This is a genomic window from Microbacterium sp. gxy059 (genome assembly GCF_050958665.1).
Lineage (GTDB): Bacteria > Actinomycetota > Actinomycetes > Actinomycetales > Microbacteriaceae > Microbacterium.
In genome coordinates this window covers 74,602-91,744 of record NZ_JAMXWT010000001.1, presented here as the reverse complement: position 1 = coordinate 91,744, position 17,143 = coordinate 74,602, and the positions used below count along the sequence as shown (strand labels likewise).

Here is a 17,143-nt window from a genome sequence, read left to right as displayed (position 1 = left end):
CCGCTCACCGCAGCAGCGGGCGCACCTCGGCGTAGGCGCCCTGCTCGTCGCGCGGCGGCACGTCGAAGACCCGCGCGGTGCGGCCGTCGCTCCACGGCGCCCAGGGCGCGGCGTGATCCGCGACGAATCGCACGGCGGATCCGTGCACCTCGTCGGCGAGTTCCTGCGGCGGATCCTCTCCCGCGATCTCGCGGGCGCCGTGCGCGCCGAGCACGTCGAAGAAGAACGGCACGTCGAGGCAGTGCAGCGCCCAGCCCCGGGTGGGCGACGGCCACGAGAAGCGGTGCGCCCATGTGCGTTCCGGCCGGGCGTCCGCGACTCGCGGCACGGTGCGGCGGAAGAGCATGTCGGTGGCGTACCGGCCGACGACCCGGCGGGATCCGCGGAGATCCGGGTTCGCCCGCCGGTACGCGCGGCGCCGGGATCCGGAGAGGCCCAGCAGGGCGAGGATCGGCGCTGACGGGATCCACCGCAGGGCCGCGGCGTACGGGTCGAGCGCCATCGTGAACTCGTCGTCGAGGGCGCCGAGCGCGAGCGGCTTGTCGGATCCGATCCCGAGCCGCAGAGCGGAGATCGCGGGGCGCTCGACGAGGTCGCCGTCGATCACCGGGCCGAAGCGCGGCCCGGCCTCGAGCGTGCGGCGCAGGCCGCGCAGCGAGGCGTCGCCCGCGATGAACGGCTTCTGCGCGGTCGCCAGCACTCCGCGGCCGAGGGCTCCGAGCGCCTCCGCGCGGTTCTCGGACCCCGCGGCGCGGGCGATGTCGGCGCCGAGGCGGCGCGCCTCGTCCGCCCCGATGACCGCGAGGGACGGCGACATTCCCCACGCGGCATGGAACAGCTGCTGCGCCGGGGGCAGGCCCAGCAGCGTGATCACGGCGCCCGCGCCGGCCGACTGTCCGGCGATCGTGACGCGCCCCGGATCCCCGCCGAACGCGCGGATGTGTCGCTGCACCCACTCGAGCGCGAACAGCATGTCGCGCAGCCCGCGATTCTGCGGGGATCCCTCGACCCAGCCGAAACCGGCGAACGCGATGCGGTACGAGATCGTCACGGTCACGACGCCGTCGCGGGCGAACGCGGCGCCGTCGTACCAGGGACTGGCGAGGGATCCGGAAGCATATGCCCCGCCGTGGATATAGACGAGCACGGGCAGGCCGGCGTCGGGTGAGGGATCCGGCGTGAAGACGTTGACGTTGAGCGTCGACGTGCCGGGCACGCTCGGCTCCGGGATGAGCGTGACGCCGTGGTCGCCCTTCTGCGGCGTCGGCCCCTGGCAGGTCGCGTCGCGCACGCCGTCCCAGGCCGGATGCGGGCGAGGCGCGGCGAAGGCCGCGGGCCCGGTCGGCGGGGCGGCGTACGGGACGCCGACGAACGTCGCGCACTCCCCGCGCCAGAACCCGCGCACGGATCCGGCGTCGATGCGCACCACGGGATCCGCCCGGTCGCTCGCGGGCGCGTTCCGCGCGTCGATGAGCGGCACACCGCCGATCACCGCGGGGATCCTCGCCATGTCGCGACGATACCCGGCGGCGGGGGCGTGCGTGACCGGAGGCCGCTCGCGACCGCGCACCCCCGTCGGTGCACGCAACGCGCGCGTGGTGTGGGGTTCGCCCGCGGTTCAGGTTCCGCTCACCCGAGGGCCATCCGGGGCGAGGAGCGTGAGACGGCACCCCCTTCGACCCGGAAAGAGAGCCCCATGCCGATGCCACCCGTCCCGATGAGACCGCTCGGTCTCGTCGCCGCCTCCGCGACGGCCGCCCTGGCCCTGTCCCTCGTGCCGATCTCGGCCGGCGCGGCGACCCTCGACCCGGTCGTCGTCGACGGTATGAACCTCGACTCCGGCGGCGACGCGGTTGTCAACGGCGTCGAGCGCGAGGAGATCGCGCCGGGGCTCGTGCACGTCTCGTACGAGCGGATGGACGAGCAGGGCTGGCAGCAGGTGAACATCCTCAAGGCCGAGCTCAGCCCGGAGACCGTGCGGATGGGTTACCTCACGCCCCCGACCGTCTCCGGCGACGGGGCGACGGTGTCGGAGCTCGTCGATGATGCGGGCGCGATCGCCGGGGTGAACCTCGACCGCTTCGACATCAACAACTCGAACGCCCCGGCGGGCTGGGGCGTGCAGGGCGGCGAGGTCATCAAGAGCGGCAACCCCGACGCAGCCGCATCGGTCGTCGTCGACGACGCCGGCATCGGCCACCTCGCCGACCTCCTCCTCGCGGGCAGCGCCGACCTCGGCGACACCGCCGTGCCGATCGGCGGCATCAACGTCTCCGCTCTCGGCGAGGGCGTCGCCCTGTTCACGGACCGGTGGGGTCCGTTCTCGCGCGACCGCGCCATCGCCGCCGAGCCCGGTGTCGAGGTCGTCCTCGGCGCCGACGACATGGTGCTCTCGGTCGACGAGGTCGTCGGCGAGGGGGAGCTCGACGAGGGCACCCGCTCGCTCGTCGCCCGACGCTCCTCCCCGGAGGCCGACGCGCTGCTCGCCCTCGAGGTGGGGGATCCGGTCGACATCTCGTACTCGATCGACTCGGGCGAGATCGAGGTGCAGGAGGCCGGCGGAGCCTGGCACCGTCTCCTGCGCGACGGCGAGATCGTCGAGGACGACGACGGCGCCGTGAACCCCCGCACGATGATCGGGTTCGACGAGGACGGCGACACCGCCTACTTCGTGCAGCTCGACGGCCGCTCGGCGATCGCCCGCGGCATGTCGTTCCCCGAGCAGGCCCAGTTCATGAAGGATCTCGGGGCGCACGAGGCCATGAACGCCGACGGCGGCGGATCCAGCCAGATGAACGTGCGCGTGCCCGGCGACGCGGCCACCACGATCGCCAATACCCCGTCCGACGGCTACGAGCGCCACGACGGCGACGGCATGGGCCTGTTCCTCTCGCAGCCCGGATCGGGCGAGCTCGCGGGGTATCGCCTCGAGTCCGCCGCGGGCGACGACCTGCGGGTGTTCCCCGATCTCACCCGCACCGTGAACGCGATCGGCGTCGACGAGAGCGGATCCTCCGTGCCCACTCCCGCGGAGCGCTGGGAGGTCGCCGACGGCGACCTCGCCTCCGTGGCCGACGGCGTCGTCACGGGCACGGCGCCCGGCGAGACGGTGCTGTGGGCCGGCTCGGGCTCGGTCGAGGATGCGGCCGATCTGACGGTGCTCGGCCCGCTGGAGCGGATCACGTCCGACCAGTCGGTCATCAACCTCGAGGCCGCCGGATCGTCGGCCGACATCTCGCTGACCGGGCACGACGCCGAGGGCTTCGCGGCGCCGATCGAGGCGCGCGACGTGGAGGTCTCCAACTCGGATCCCGACGTCATCTCGGTCGAGCCCGCGGACGGCGGCGGCTTCACGGTGACGGCCGTCGGCGACGAGGGGGCCGCCATGCTCGAGTTCGCGGCCGGCGGCGAGAGCGTGCAGGTCGCAGTCTCGGTTCCGCTGGAGCTCAGGCTCATCGACGACTTCTCCGACATCTCGGGCTGGACGACCGCCCACGACCGCGCCCCGACGGGCGGCATCGCCCCCGGCGAGGGGCACGACGGGGATCCGAGCATCCGCCTCGACTACGACTTCACCGAGTCAACGGCCACGCGCGGGCGCTACGCGGTCGCGCCGGGCGCCGCGCCCGAGGGCGACGCCGGCATCGACATCCCCGGCCGCCCGCAGAAGCTCTCGATGTGGGTGAAGGGCGACGGCAACGGATCCCTCCTGCGTCTACAGGTCAAGCAGGCCGACGGCGTCACCAACTGGATCGACGGACCCGAGGGACCGCAGTCGCTGCACGTCACGTGGGAGGGCTGGGAGCGCGTCGACTTCGCCGTTCCGCAGAGCTTCGCGTTCCCGCTGCAGCTCGAGCGGATCCGCGTGCTCGAGACGGTCGCCTCGAAGCAGTACGCGGGGTCGCTGGAGTTCTCGAAGATCTACGCGTACCTCCCGCCGGACGGCGTGGAGGCACCCGCGACGCGGCGGGTCGAGGACCCGGTGATCGTCGACGCGGGCGCGACCGACGCGTCGCCGCTGCGGGTGGCCGTCGTGTCGGACGCCCAGTTCGTCGCCCGCGATCCCGAGAGCCACCAGGTGGCCGGTGCGCGCGACGCGCTGCGGGAGATCGCGGCCGCGGATCCGGACGTCATGCTCATCAACGGCGACTTCGTCGACGAGGGATCCGCGGAGGACTTCGAGCTCGCCCGCCGCATCCTCGACGAGGAGCTCGCCGACGCCGACTTCCCCTGGTACTACGTGCCGGGCAACCACGAGGTCATGGGCGCGTCGATCGACAACTTCGTCGACGCGTTCGGCGACCACTACCGGTCGGTCGACGTCGAGGGCACCCGGATCATCACGCTCGACTCGGCGACCGGCACGCTCGGCGACGTCTTCCCGCAGATGCAGATGCTGCGTGAGCGCCTCGACGACGCGGCGGAGGATCCGGCCGTCACCGGCGTGCTCGTGTTCTCGCACATGCCGTCGAACGACCCGCTGCCGACGGCGCAGAGCCAGCTCTCCGACCGCAACGAGGCCGCGCTGCTCGACGACTGGATGCAGGACTTCCGCAGCGAGAGCGGAAAGTCGATCGCCCTGGTGTCCGGGCACATCGGCGCCTTCGACGCCTCCAGTTCCGAGGGCGTGCCGACGGTGATCGGTGGCAACTCGGGCAAGGGTCCGGCCTCCACGCCCGGCGCGGGCGGCTTCACCGGGTGGACGATGCTCGGCGTCGACCCCGCGCAGGGCGAGTGGGCCGAGGCGGACGGCCGCTGGCTGTCGGCCGAGACGCGCCCGCGCGTGGACGAGGGCGGTCTCGAGATCGAGGCGCCGACGACGCTCGCCGTGGGCGAGGACGGGGACGTCTCGGGCCTCTTCGCCCAGGACTACGCCTTCGAGGGCCGCGACGTGCCGGTCGCCTGGCCCGTGTCGCACCGCTGGGGAGGCGACGGCGTGCACGTCGGCGCCGCAGGCGACGCGCCGAGCGACGCGACCGTCGCGATCGATCCGGACACGCGCCGCATCACCGCGCTGCGGGCGGGCGTCGCCGAGCTCGAGCTCACGGTCAACGACGCCACGGCGACCGTCGAGATCGAGGTCGAGGGCGGCGCCGGCGAGGAGCCGGGCGACGACTCCGGTGCGGAGGACGCGGGCGAGGGATCCGCGGAGGACGCCGGGGCCGACGAGCCCGCTGCCGAAGACGGCGACGCCGAGACCGGCGAGGCCGGTGAATCGGCCGACGCCGGCGCGGGTGACGACGCGGGCGAGCCGGGTTCGGCGGACGATGGCGCCGGTGCGGGCGAGGGATCTGCGGAGGACGCCGGTGCCGACGAGCCCGGTACCGAGGCCGGTGGCGGTCAGGAGCCCGGCGACGCGTCGGACGACGGGGCGTCGGACGACGATCTCGCCGCGACCGGGGCCGAGCAATCGATCGCGCCTATCGTGCTCGCCGCGCTGATGGTCGCCGGCGGCATCCTCCTGGTGGTGTCGCGGCGCCGCGCGGCCCGGCGCTGATCCGCCGACGGACGCGGGCTGCTCTCTCGGGGGAGCAGCCCGCGTCGCGCGTGGGGGCCGGGGGCGTGAATCCGCGGGCCGGATCCACGAAGCCCACTCGCCAGCCGAGCCGCCCGCAGCCGAGCGAGCCCGGCCAGCCGGCCCCCGGAACGGCGAAGGCCGCGCGCCCGGGGGACGCGCGGCCTCGTGACCGGCTCAGTCGTTGTCGCCGGCGGCGCCGAGCAGCTCGCGCACGCGCGAGGACACCCGGTGGAACTCGGGATCCGCGAGCGTCTCCGCGTATCCCCGGCGACGCGGCAGATCCACGTGGTGCTCCTCGATGATCCGCCCCGGCCGCGGGCTCATCACCACGACGCGGCTCGCGAGGTACACGGCCTCGGCGACCGAGTGCGTGACGAGCAGCACGGTCGTGCCGGTCTCCGCCCAGATGCGGTTGAGCTCGACGTTCATCTTCTCGCGCGTGAGCGCGTCGAGGGCGCCGAACGGCTCGTCCATGAGCAGCACCTGCGGCTCGTGCAGCAGGGCTCGGCAGAGGGAGACGCGCTGCTGCATGCCGCCGGACAGCTCGTGCGGCAGGGCCTTCTCGAACCCCGTGAGACCGGTCATCTCGATGAGCTGATCCGTCCGGCGCTTCGCCTCGGCGCCGTCCATGCCGCGCATCTCGGCCTGCAGCAGGATGTTGCCGCGCACGCTGCGCCACTCCAGGAGCGCCGCACGCTGGAACACGTAGCCGATGTCCTGTCGCGGCCCCGTGACGTGCTGGCCGCGCAGGTGCACGGACCCGGCGCTCGGCAGGGTGAGGCCGGCGACGGCCTTCAGGAGCGTCGACTTGCCGCAGCCGGACGGGCCGGCGATCGCGACGAACTCACCGGGCTCCACGCGGAGGGACACGTCGGTCAGCGCCGTCACGCGGCTGCGCTTGGAGGAGAAGGTGATCTCGACGTCGTCGACCGAGACGGCCGTCTCGGCGGTGGCGAGGGAAGCGGTGCTCACGGTCACTCCGGCTGGAACTCGTCGGTGTAATAGGTGTCGACGGTGCCGTCCTCGGCGGTCAGGCCCGCCGTCGAGAGCACCTCGATCGTGTTCTCCCAGTCCTCGACCGCGTTGGTGCCGGGCACCTGGCCCGCCGTCGCGTCGGTCTCGAGGAGCTTGATCGTCTCCTCCCACTGCCCCTGCAGCACCTCCGCGTCGGGCATCTGCGGGTCCTTGCCCTCCATGGAGGCGACCGCGGCCTCGGGATCCTCCTTCGCGGCGGCAAACGCCTCGCTCGTCGCCTGCACGAGCGCGTCGATGAGCTCGGGGTCGCTCTCGATGGTCGAGCTCGGGGCGACGATGCCGTTGCTGAAGAAGCTCAGGCCCGCGTCCGAGTAGCGCAGGTAGCTGACGTCGCGCCCGCTCTCGGCGGCGATCGTCGGCCCCTGGTCGTGGGCGAAGCCGATGAGGCCGTCGACCTGTCCGGAGAGCATCGCGGCGATCTTGCCGGCCGGGTCGACGTTCTGCTGGCTCACGTCGCTCTCCTCCAGACCGACCGCCTCGAGGTAGAGCGGGAAGGTGGTCGTCGGGGCGTCGCCGGCGGAGACGGCGATCGTCTTGCCCTTGAGATCCTCGGGGGTCTCGATGCCCTCGTCGGAGAACACCTGCACGGCCGAGGGCGTCACCTGGAGGAAGGTCGCGACGCTCTGGATCCCCACGCCGCTGTCGATCGACGCCATGATGGCGGGCGCATCGGCCCAGCCGAAGTCGACCTGTTCCTGGCCGACGGCCTGGGCGGTCTTCGTGGATCCCTGACCCGCCTCGATCTGCAGGTCGATGCCGTGTTCCTCGAAGATGCCCTGCTCGACCCCGTAATAGAACGGCGCGTGCTCGCCGTAGGGGTACCAGTTGAGCATGAACGAGACGGTCGTGGTCTCTCCGTCGCCCGAGGCGGATCCGCCGCCGTCATCGGATCCGCTGCAGCCGGCGAGTGCGAGGGAGGCGGTGCCGAGGACGGCGAGGGACGAGAGGGCGAGGTTGCGCTTCTTCATCGAAGTCAGCTCCTTATAGGTGGTGGCGTGCGGGGTGCGGCCGGCGTCAGACGCCGGCCTGGACGGTCGAGGAACCCGTGCCGCGCCGCGAGGCGTGCCAGGGGATGAGGAAGCGCTCGGCGATCTGGATGATCGCGAACAGCACGACGCCGAGGAGCGACATGATGATGAGCGCGGCGAACAGCATGGCGGTGTCGATGCGTCCGTTGGCGGCGAGGATCACATAGCCGAGCCCCTCGTTGGCGCCGACGAACTCGCCGACGACCGCGCCCGTCACGGCGAGGGTCGCGGCGACCTTGAGTCCGCTGAGCAGCTCGGGCAGGGCGGCGGGGAGGCGCACCTTGAGGAACGTCTTGATGCGTCCCGCGCCCATCGTCGAGGTGAGCTCGAGGATCTCGGGGTCGACGGATCGCAGGCCCGAGAGCGCCGAGATGACGACGGGGAAGAACGCCATGAGCACGGCGACGAGGATCTTGGGGCCCATGCCGAAGCCGAGCCAGACGATGAACAGCGGCGCGATCGCGATCTTCGGGATGACCTGGGCGAAGAGGATGATCGGGTAGAGGGTCTTCTCGAGGCCCGACGAGTAGACCATGACGACGGCGACGAGGACGCCGATGACGACCGCGATGACGAAGCCGATGATCGTCTCGTAGGTCGTCACCCACGTGTGGTCGGCGAGGTAGGTCGCGTTGTCGGAGAACGCCGCCCAGGTGTCGGAGGGCGACGGGATGAGGTAGGGCGGCACGCCCGCGAACTCGGTCGCCACCCACCAGGCCACGAGGACGACCACGAGGAAGACGATGGGGTGCCAGCTGCGCTGCCACCAGCGGACGAAGGCGGGCGTGCGGCGTTCGCGGTCGGCGGCCGCCGTGGCGAGCGTCGCCGTCGCGCCGAGAGGGGTGTCGGTGGTCATATCGGGGACTCCACGTCGTCGTGAGAGGAGGACTCGCGTCCGTGCGGCTCCAAATGGGAAAGCGCTATCCCATGCCGTGATGAAACCACCCGGGAAACGCGATGTCAAGCGGGGCCGACGACGGCCGCGCGCGGTCGGCCCTTCGGACGGATCCGGGCTCGGTCGGGTGGTGGCCGGAGCGCGAGCGCGCCTCGGCCGCATCGCCGTCCTGCTCGGCCGGGCCTTCGTCGTGCCCTGGTCGCGCCGCGGCCGCACCCTGGTCGCGTCGCGGCCCTGCCCGACCGCGCCCCCGGCCGTGCTCGCGAGTGGCGCAGATTCTCGCGAGTGGCGCAGAGATGGGGCCGGACATCTGCGCCGCTCGCGGATTCCTGCGCCACTCGCGCGGGTGCGGACGCCTGGCTCCAGCCCCGTGCCGACTCGCCGTCTGACCGGGGGTGCTGTTCCTCGGCGGGGGGATTGCGCGCGGCGCGCGGGGCGAGTAGCGTCCTCCGCGGCAAACGCTTTCCCGACGAAGGAGACGATGATGTCTACCAGTTCAGATCGCCCGCCGAGACCCGGGAATCGGGTGATGACGGCCGTCTCCGCGACGGCGGCCCTCTCGCTGACGATGTCCGGGGCGCTGTTGAGCGCGCCCGCCGCCGCGGACGTCGCCGAGAGCGGGTTCACCGAGGTCGTCGACTTCGAGACGTACTCCAGCGGCGCCCTGGACGGTCAGGACGGATGGACCGCCAGCACCGCGGCCGCCGTGGTGCCGGATCCGCTCAACGGGAACAACCGGGTCGCGCATCAGACGGGCGGCGGCGAGAGCGCGTTCCGCGAGATCCCCGCGATCGCCGACGGCGACACGGGCACCCTGTTCTTCCGCATCCTGCGCACGGGCGGCGTGGACACGTCCTTCGGGATCACCGACGTCGACGCCCCCGCCGACTACAGCGACAGCCGCGCCTACGTCAACATCCAGAACAGCGACGAGCTCCTCGTGCGGGACGGCGACGCGTTCGCGCCCGCCGGCACGTGGGTCGCCGACGCCTGGCAGTGCGTGTGGGTGGTCGCCGACAACGACGCCGACCAGGTCTCGGTGTACAGCCAGGGCGGCCCCTACGACGAGCTCACCCGCCTGCCAGAGGGCGCGGAGGAGCAGTTCGGCTTCCGGGCGAGCGTGGACGGGGCCCTCGACCGGTTCTTCTGGATCAACGGGGCCGACAGCGCCGGGGATCAGTACCTCGACGACGTGGCGATCGACACCACGGGCGAGAACCTCGAGATCGCCAGCGGCAACCCCGCCGACTGCGAGGGCGGGGGATCCGGCGGGGAGGATCCGCTGCTCAACCCGCTTCCGGATCCGACCGTCTCCGACCTCGGCATCGAGCTGGAGGAGCTCAGCCAGCTGCCGGAGTCGGAGACCACTCCGGAGACCCAGGACGAGCGGCTCATCCGCCACAACCGCATCAACGCCCTGGACGAGCTCCCGGACGGCTCGGGCCGCCTCATGGTCCCGGACATGAACGACATCCTCTACATGGTGGACAAGGAGACCGGCGAGCACGTGCCGTATCTCGACGTGCGCGAGGAGTTCGTCGACAACTTCCACAACAACGCGGGGCTGGGGACGGGCCTCGGCTTCGCGGAGTTCCATCCGGAGTTCGCCGAGAACGGTATCTTCTACACCGTCCACACGGAAGCGGGAAGCGCCCTCGTCGAGGACGAGCCGGACTTCCCCGGCTTCGGCAGCACCGGCTTCCACAGCGTGCTGACCGAGTGGACGGCCGACGACCCGGCCGCCGAGACGTTCTCCGGCACAAGCAGGGAGGTCATGCGGGTGCCCTACAACGGGCGCGTGCACACGATGCAGCAGATCGCCTTCAACCCGACCGCCGAGAAGGGCGACGCCGACTACGGGATGCTCTACATCCTCTCCGGCGACGGCGGAAACGGCGTCGACAACGGCAACCCGCAGGATCTCGCCACCCCGCAGGGCACGATCATGCGCATCGACCCGCTCGGCGACGACAGCGAGAACGGGCAGTACGGGATCCCCGCGGACAACCCGTTCGTCGGCGCTCCGGACGCGCTCGGCGAGATCTACGCCGTCGGCATGCGCGATCCGCACCGCATCAGCTGGGACGACGACGGCACGCTGTACCTGGGTCACATCGGCGAATGGCAGGTGGAGTCGGTCTACGAGGTGCAGGCCGGCGACAACTTCGGCTGGTCGGACCGCGAGGGGCCGTTCGTCGCGAAGAACCGGCAGATCTACCCGCTGCCCGAGGACGACGCCGAGAACGGCTACACCTACCCGGTGGCCGCCTACGACCACAACCGCGACCCCGGCCAGACCGGCGACGCGGGCGTCGCCCTCAACGGCGGATTCGTCTACCACGGGGCCATCCCCGAGCTGCAGGACCGGTACCTGTTCACCGACCTGGTGCACGGCTGGGTGCTCTCCACCGACCGCGCGGACATGCAGCGGAGCGACGGATCGCTGGACGACCTCGCCCCCATCGAGCGGCTGCGCGTGTTCGAGGGCGGCGAGGAGACGACCTTCGCCGACCTCGTGGGCGACAAGCGGGTCGACCTGCGCTTCGGGCAGGACGCGGACGGCGAGCTGTACCTCATCGCGAAGGCGAACGGGAAGATCTGGAAGGTCACCGGCGCGCACGAGATCGAACAGGAGCCGTCGATCGTGCTCCCGGAGATCGCCGAGAGCCTCGTGGCCCACTACGACTTCGACCACCCGGTCGACGGCGATGCCACCCGCGAGGCCGACCGCGGGTCGTCGGGCACGGACATCGGTCTGATCAACGGCGGCGTGGAGATGCGGGTGGAGGACGCCGCCTATCCGGGTGCCGGGCAGGCTCTGCAGACCCAGCAGATGTCTCCGCAGCGGCCGGAGGGCGCCGCCGACCCCGTCACCCCGGTGGCCGAGAACGACGACTGGAAGGCCGGCGTCTACGACGCCGACGGCGTCGGCTCGCTGAGCGACCTGGCCGGAGCATCGGGCATCTCGGTGATGGGCTGGTTCAAGCCCACGGGATCCCATCCGGCGCACAACACGAACACGGAGGATCCCGACGACGTGTACAACGCCGTCGGCCTGGCGGGCGTGCTCGCGGGGAGCTCCAACGGGCACGACGTGCGGGCGCTGCTGGAGGTCATCGAGGTCTCCGGCGAGCTCAAGCTCGTGGCGCTGGGGCGCCAGATCGACGGGGAGGGATCCTGGACCTACGCCGCGGATCTCCCCTGGGACGACATCCTCGTGCGCGGGGACTGGGTGCACCTGGCCGCGACGTTCGACTTCGCGGGCGAGGACATGCGGCTGTTCATGAACGGCGAGCCGCTGGAGGGGGAGTTCACCTCCGGCAGCCCCTGGGACGGCGGCCCCACCTCGGAGACCGACCCCGCCGGCATCAAGATCGGCGGCAGCTTCCCCCAGAACACGCAGGAGGCGAACCCCTTCACCGGGCGCATGGACGACCTGATGATCCTCGACGCGGCGCTCACCCCCGAGCAGGTGGCGGGCCAGTACGCGATGTTCGAGGCGGCGGATCCCGAGGAGCCGACGGTGCCGCAGTGCGCCCTCGACGAGACCCTCGACGACCTGATGGCGGCGGACATGTGGGAACCGAAGACCCCCGAGAAGTGGGAGCTGCCTGGTGACGAGATCATCCTCGCCGAGCCGGGCGACGACCCGGACGACGGCATCCGCCGTCCGTTCGAGTACGCGCTGCTGAACGCCGAGGAGCCCTTCGGGTCGGTGCAGATCGACGCCGAGGTGCGCCTGGACGAGCCCACTGCGGTGAACAACCGCGACGTCATCATGGTGTTCGGATACCAGTCGGACACCGAGTACTACTACGCGCACCTCTCGCAGGACAACACGATCTACGCCCACAACGGCATCTTCAAGGTCGACGGGGCGGATCGGGAGCGGATCGACGATCAGTGGGACGAGCGGATCGGCGCGCCGCCTGCGGTCACCGATGAGGAGTTCCACCAGGTGCGCGTGGTGCACTGCGCCGACACGGGCGAGATGGCCGTCTGGGTCGATGGGCTGGATCGCCCGCTCATGACCGCCACCGACACCACGTTCGGCTCCGGCCGCATCGGCTTCGGCTCGTTCGACAACGTCGGGCGCATGCGGAACCTCGCCGTCTCCTTCGCGAGCGAGGGAGGCGACCCGGAGCCCGGCGAGGCGTCCATCGCCTTCGACCGCGAGTCGGTCGCTCCGGGCGAGGAGATCACGGGCACCGTCTCCGGCCTCGAACCGGGGGAGACCGTGGACGCGGAGATGCGCAGCGATCCCGTGTATCTCGGGTCGCACACCGCGGATGACGACGGCGTCGCCGCCATCGCCTGGACCGTTCCGGAGGACGCCGAGCCCGGCTCTCACACGCTCGTGGTCACGCGCGCGGATGGCGCCGAGGTCACCGGCGGGTTCGAGGTGACCGCGGCGGGCGGCGGCGACGAGGCCGGCGACGACGAGAGCGGCGGTGGTGACGAGGCCGGCGGAGATGAGGCCGGCGACGGCACCGAGACCGGCGGCGACGATGGATCCGGCGGCGGCGAGGCCGGCGCTGACGAGACCGGCGGTGGCGACGAGGCCGGTGGCGGCGCCGAGACCGGCGGAGATGAGACCGGCGGCGACGATGGATCCGGCGGCGGCGCTGAGCCCGGCGGCGGAGAGAGCGGCGACGGGACGGAGGGCGGCGGCGACCTCGCGCCCACGGGCGGATCGATCGGGGACGGGATCATCGCGTTCGCGGCGCTCTGCCTGGCCGGCCTCGGGGCGCTGCTCCTCCGGAGGCGGCACACGGCGCGCTCCTGACGCGCCATGAGGAGCGCCCCCGGGGCCTTCCCGGGGCGCTCCCCATGCCCGGTCGGCTCGCCCCCCCCGCTCGCGAGCGGCGCAGATTCTCGCGAGCGGCGCAGAGATGAGACGGCATATCTGCGCCGCTCGCGGATTCCTGCGCCACTCGCGAGCAGGACAAGACAGGACAGGCGGCGGGACCGAGAGAGCCGCGCCCCCCCGAAGGGAGGGTGCGGCTCGATGCGCGGGAGCGGACCCGGCGCGCTCAGCGCTGGGCGGGGATGAGGATCCAGAGCACGATGTAGACCCAGAGGGGGAGGCCGGCGAAGGCCAGCGCGAGGATCGTGACGATGCGGACGAGGGTCGGCGACCAGCCGAAGCGTCGGGCGACGGCGGCGCAGACGCCCGCGATGACGCGGCCCTCGCCCCGGCGGGGACGGATGAGATCGTTCATGCCTCCATCCTGCTCCTCCGCGCGGCCGGCGTCACGGGGGGATGCCCCCACGATCCGGGCGGGATCTCCCCCTACCGCCCGCTCTCCCGCCGGTCTATCGTCATCCTGTGAACGACGCTCCCGCGCCCGCCGGCATGCGCACGTTCGTCGCGGTCCTGGCGAACACGGCCGTGGCGAACGTCTCGACGAGCTACCTCTGGTTCGCCCTGACGTTCTGGATCTACGCCGAGACGCGCAACGTGCTCGCCACCGCCGTCATCGGCGCCGCCTACATGCTGTTCGTCTCGCTGTTCAGCATGATGTTCGGCACGCTCGTCGACCGCTTCCGCAAGAAGCCCGTCATGGCGATCGCGACGCTCATCGCGATCGCCGTGTTCCTCGCTGACGCGGGGCTGTTCTTCGCCGTCGGCGAGCGCGGCGTCGTCGACCTCTCCCTGCCCTGGTTCTGGATCTTCGCGGTCGTCATGCTCGCGGGCGCCGTCGTCGAGCAGCTACGCAGCATCGCGCTGTCGACGACCGTCACGCTCCTCGTCCCCGACGAGAAGCACGCGAACGCGAACGGCCTCGTCGGATCGGTGCAGGGCGTCAGCATGCTCGTCACGAGCGTGTTCTCCGGGCTGTCGGTCGGGTTCCTCGGCATGGGGTGGACGCTCGTCATCGGCATCTCGGCGATCATCCTCTCGCTCCTGCACCTGCTGACCCTGTCGATGCCCGAGCCGCGGGTCGTGCAGGCGGAGGGGGCCTCGCCCGGCTGGGTCGACATCCGGGGCGGCTGGCGCGCCGTGCGGGCCGCAGACGGGCTGCTGTTCCTCGTCGTGTTCTCCGCCCTCAACAACCTCGTGGGCGGCGTGTACATGGCCCTCATGGATCCCTACGGCATCGACCTCATGGGCGTCCAGGGGTGGGGCATCGGCTTCGCGGTCGCCTCGACGGGCATCATCGTCGGCGGCCTCGTCGTGGCGCGCACGGGGCTCGGCTCCACGCCCGTGCGCACGATGCTGCTCGTCGCGGCCGGCATCAGCGTCGTGGGCGCGCTGTTCGCGATCCGCGAGTCGAGCTGGCTGTTCCTCGTGGGCGTCTGGGTGTACATGGCTCTCGTGCCCGCGGTCGAGGCCGCCGAGCAGACGGTGATCCAGCGCGTCGTGCCGTACCGCGAGCAGGGGCGGGTGTTCGGCTTCGCCATGACGTTCGAGGCGGCGGCCGCGCCGGTCACCGCGCTCGCGATCGGGCCGATCGCGGAGTTCCTCGTCATCCCCTATATGCGCACCGAGCAGGGGCTCGCGCAGTGGGAGTGGCTGCTCGGCCGGGGCGAGTCGCGCGGCATCGCGCTCATCTTCGTCGCGGCGGGCGTCGTGTGCGCGATCATCGCCGTGGGGGCGATGCTCATGCCGCAGTACCGCGCCATCGTGCGGCAGTACCGGGAGGCGGCGCCGGGCCCGGATCCCGCGGCCTCGTCGGTCGTCCCGGGCCCCGCGCCGGGGCTCGCTCCGCAGCCGGTCGCCGAGGTGCCGACGGGGGAGGAGCCCGTCAGCGGGCCGGCGGGAGAGCCGGAGCCGCGGGGCTGAGCGGGTGGCGGGAGGACCGGAGCCGCGGGGCTGAGCGGGCGGCGCCAGGGCCGATCGAGGCGGATCTCGTGGCGTGGGCCCGTAGCGGCGACGCGACGGTGGGCTCTGATGGCGGGTGTCGGGGGTCCGGGCCGTGGCGGACAGTTGCGTCGGAGATCTTTCCCTCGGGCCGTTCGGTGACGGCGTCTCGGACGTGGTGGGTCGGGATCTCCGACAGAACGGCGGGGCTCGTGCGTGGTCGAGGCGGGCGCGGCGGATTCTGCGGGGGAGGTTGCGACTCGGGCGGGGCGCGGGCCGTTGCGTCGGAGATCTCGCCTTCGTGCTGTTCGGCGACGGTGTTTCCGGTGCGGCGGGTCGGGATCTCCGACAGAACCGCGGGGATCCGCGTGCAAGCGGACCGGGGGCTGTCGTCGGCTCGGCGGTGCGTGCTCGGTGTCGGGGTTCCGGACCGTGGCGGGCCGGGGCCGTTGCGTCGGAGATCTTTCCTTCGTGCCGCTCGGTGACGGCGTCTCTGGTGGTCGGGATCTCCGGCAGAACGGCGACGCACGAGAGCGCGGCGCCCTCAGCGGGCGGGCGTGCTCTCCCGCACGATGACTTCGAGGGGGAGGGGATCCGGATCCGTCCAGTCGTCGTCGACGACCGCGCGCACGGCGAGCTGGCCCAGCCGGTCGAGCGGCGCGCGCACGGTGGTGAGGGCGGGGACGATGTCGCGGCCCGCCGCGATGTCGCCGAAGCCCGCGACGGCGATGTCCGACCCGACCGAGCGCCCCGCGTCGCGCACGGCGGACATCGCGCCGAACGCAATTACGTCGGTGAGGCCGAACACGAGGGTCCCGGGCTCGACGCCCTCCGCGAGCGCCTCGCGCATGAGGTCGTATCCCGAATCGCGCGAGAGGGAGCCCCGCAGCACGCGCCCGATCCGCCCTCCCGCGGCCGCGAAGCCCGCCGTGAACCCGTCGACGCGGTCGTCGCTCGTCACGAGGCCCGGCGCGGCGGCGAGGATCAGCGCGTCGCGGTACCCGCGGGCGGCGAGCTCCGCGGCGAGCATGCGCGTGCCTCCGAGGTTGTCGATCGCGACGGTGCGCGAGTCCACGCCCTCCTCGCGCTCGCCGAAGGTGACGATGCGGCCGCCGGTCGCCTGCACCGCGCGCAGCGTCTCCGCCAGCGCCGGGGTGTGGGCGCCCTCGGCGCGCGACGCCGCGAGCACGATCCCGCGGGGCCGCTGGCCGCGCAGCGCGCGCACGAGCTGGATCTCCCGCTCGGGAGCGCGCTCTGTGAGGCCGATGGTCATGACGAGGCCCTCGTCGTCGGCCGCCCGCGCGGCGCCGGCCGCGACCTGCGAGAAGTAGGGGTCGGCGATGTCGGCGACGAGCAGCGCGAGCGTCGCGGACGTGCCGCGCGCCGTGGCCTGCGCCGAGAGGTTCGCGGCGTAGCCGAGCTTCGCGGCGGCGGCCTCGACCCGCTCCCGGTACGCGTCGGCGACGCGGCGGGTGGATCCGTTGAGCACGCGCGACGCGGTGGCCAGCGACACCCCCGCCTCCTGGGCGACGTCGTGCAGCGTGGCGGCCCGCGACGTCGCGGTTCCGGAGGCGGTCGTCATGATGGTGACCCTATCGGTTGGCGGATGGCGAGTCCGGCCGTGCAGAACGACGGCAGAATCCACGTCGACTGCTTCGTGCAGCGGCGTGTCGGGCGCGGGGGCCGCGGATTGCCGTCGTCATGCACGCGCGGACGTCGGGCGGAGGCGGAGCCCACGGCTCCCCGGCGGGGCTGCCGTTCGGTCGTGTTCCGCGCGGCATCGGCGGAGGTTGCGGTGGGTGGGATCCGCTGCGGGCGGCGGATCCGCCGGTGTGCGGGCGGACGGTAGGGGTGGTGGATCC

General features: G+C 72.3%; 9 protein-coding genes. 3 read left to right on the top strand and 6 right to left on the bottom strand.

Features of this window, described 5'->3' with window-relative positions:
- Positions 1 to 4: 4 nt before the first annotated feature.
- Positions 5 to 1,510: a carboxylesterase/lipase family protein gene (locus tag NHL53_RS00340; RefSeq protein ID WP_433773993.1), complete on the bottom strand. Its 1,506-nt coding sequence runs from the start codon at positions 1,508 to 1,510 to the stop codon at positions 5 to 7.
- A gap of 186 nt (positions 1,511 to 1,696) precedes the next feature.
- On the opposite strand from NHL53_RS00340, the gene NHL53_RS00335 reads away from it, so the two are divergent.
- Positions 1,697 to 5,497 carry a phosphodiester glycosidase family protein gene (locus tag NHL53_RS00335; protein ID WP_433773991.1) on the top strand — a complete coding sequence of 1,267 codons (3,801 nt, stop codon included), beginning with the start codon at positions 1,697 to 1,699 and terminating at the stop codon, positions 5,495 to 5,497.
- Positions 5,498 to 5,692: 195 nt separating this feature from the next.
- Here the strand turns inward: NHL53_RS00335 and NHL53_RS00330 are convergent, their stop codons facing one another.
- Genes NHL53_RS00330 through NHL53_RS00320 form a run of 3 tightly spaced genes read right to left on the bottom strand, consistent with a single transcriptional unit; the run spans position 5,693 to position 8,437 of the window.
- The gene (locus tag NHL53_RS00330; RefSeq protein WP_433773989.1) at positions 5,693 to 6,490 is read right to left on the bottom strand and encodes an ABC transporter ATP-binding protein; all 798 of its coding nucleotides are present in this window, start codon (positions 6,488 to 6,490) and stop codon (positions 5,693 to 5,695) included.
- 2 nt (positions 6,491 to 6,492) lie between these two features.
- Entirely contained in the window at positions 6,493 to 7,521 is a 1,029-nt protein-coding gene (locus NHL53_RS00325) for an ABC transporter substrate-binding protein (RefSeq protein ID WP_433773987.1), read from the bottom strand.
- A 46-nt stretch (positions 7,522 to 7,567) separates the two neighbouring features.
- Positions 7,568 to 8,437 carry an ABC transporter permease gene (locus tag NHL53_RS00320; protein ID WP_433773985.1) on the bottom strand — a complete coding sequence of 290 codons (870 nt, stop codon included), beginning with the start codon at positions 8,435 to 8,437 and terminating at the stop codon, positions 7,568 to 7,570.
- Positions 8,438 to 9,005: 568 nt separating this feature from the next.
- Here NHL53_RS00320 and NHL53_RS00315 point away from each other — a divergent pair.
- Entirely contained in the window at positions 9,006 to 13,262 is a 4,257-nt protein-coding gene (locus tag NHL53_RS00315) for a PQQ-dependent sugar dehydrogenase (protein ID WP_433773983.1), read from the top strand.
- 247 nt (positions 13,263 to 13,509) lie between these two features.
- On the opposite strand, the gene NHL53_RS00310 is transcribed toward NHL53_RS00315, so the two are convergent.
- The gene (locus NHL53_RS00310; RefSeq protein ID WP_433773981.1) at positions 13,510 to 13,698 is read right to left on the bottom strand and encodes a PspC domain-containing protein; all 189 of its coding nucleotides are present in this window, start codon (positions 13,696 to 13,698) and stop codon (positions 13,510 to 13,512) included.
- Positions 13,699 to 13,805: 107 nt separating this feature from the next.
- Between NHL53_RS00310 and NHL53_RS00305 the strand changes: the two genes are divergently transcribed.
- Complete coding sequence (locus NHL53_RS00305) at positions 13,806 to 15,263, top strand: MFS transporter (RefSeq protein WP_433773979.1); 1,458 nt, start codon at positions 13,806 to 13,808, stop codon at positions 15,261 to 15,263.
- A 562-nt stretch (positions 15,264 to 15,825) separates the two neighbouring features.
- Here the strand turns inward: NHL53_RS00305 and NHL53_RS00300 are convergent.
- Positions 15,826 to 16,863 (bottom strand): LacI family DNA-binding transcriptional regulator, encoded by a 1,038-nt coding sequence (locus tag NHL53_RS00300; protein WP_433773977.1) that lies wholly within the window; start codon positions 16,861 to 16,863, stop codon positions 15,826 to 15,828.
- Between the last annotated feature and the right edge of the window lie 280 nt (positions 16,864 to 17,143).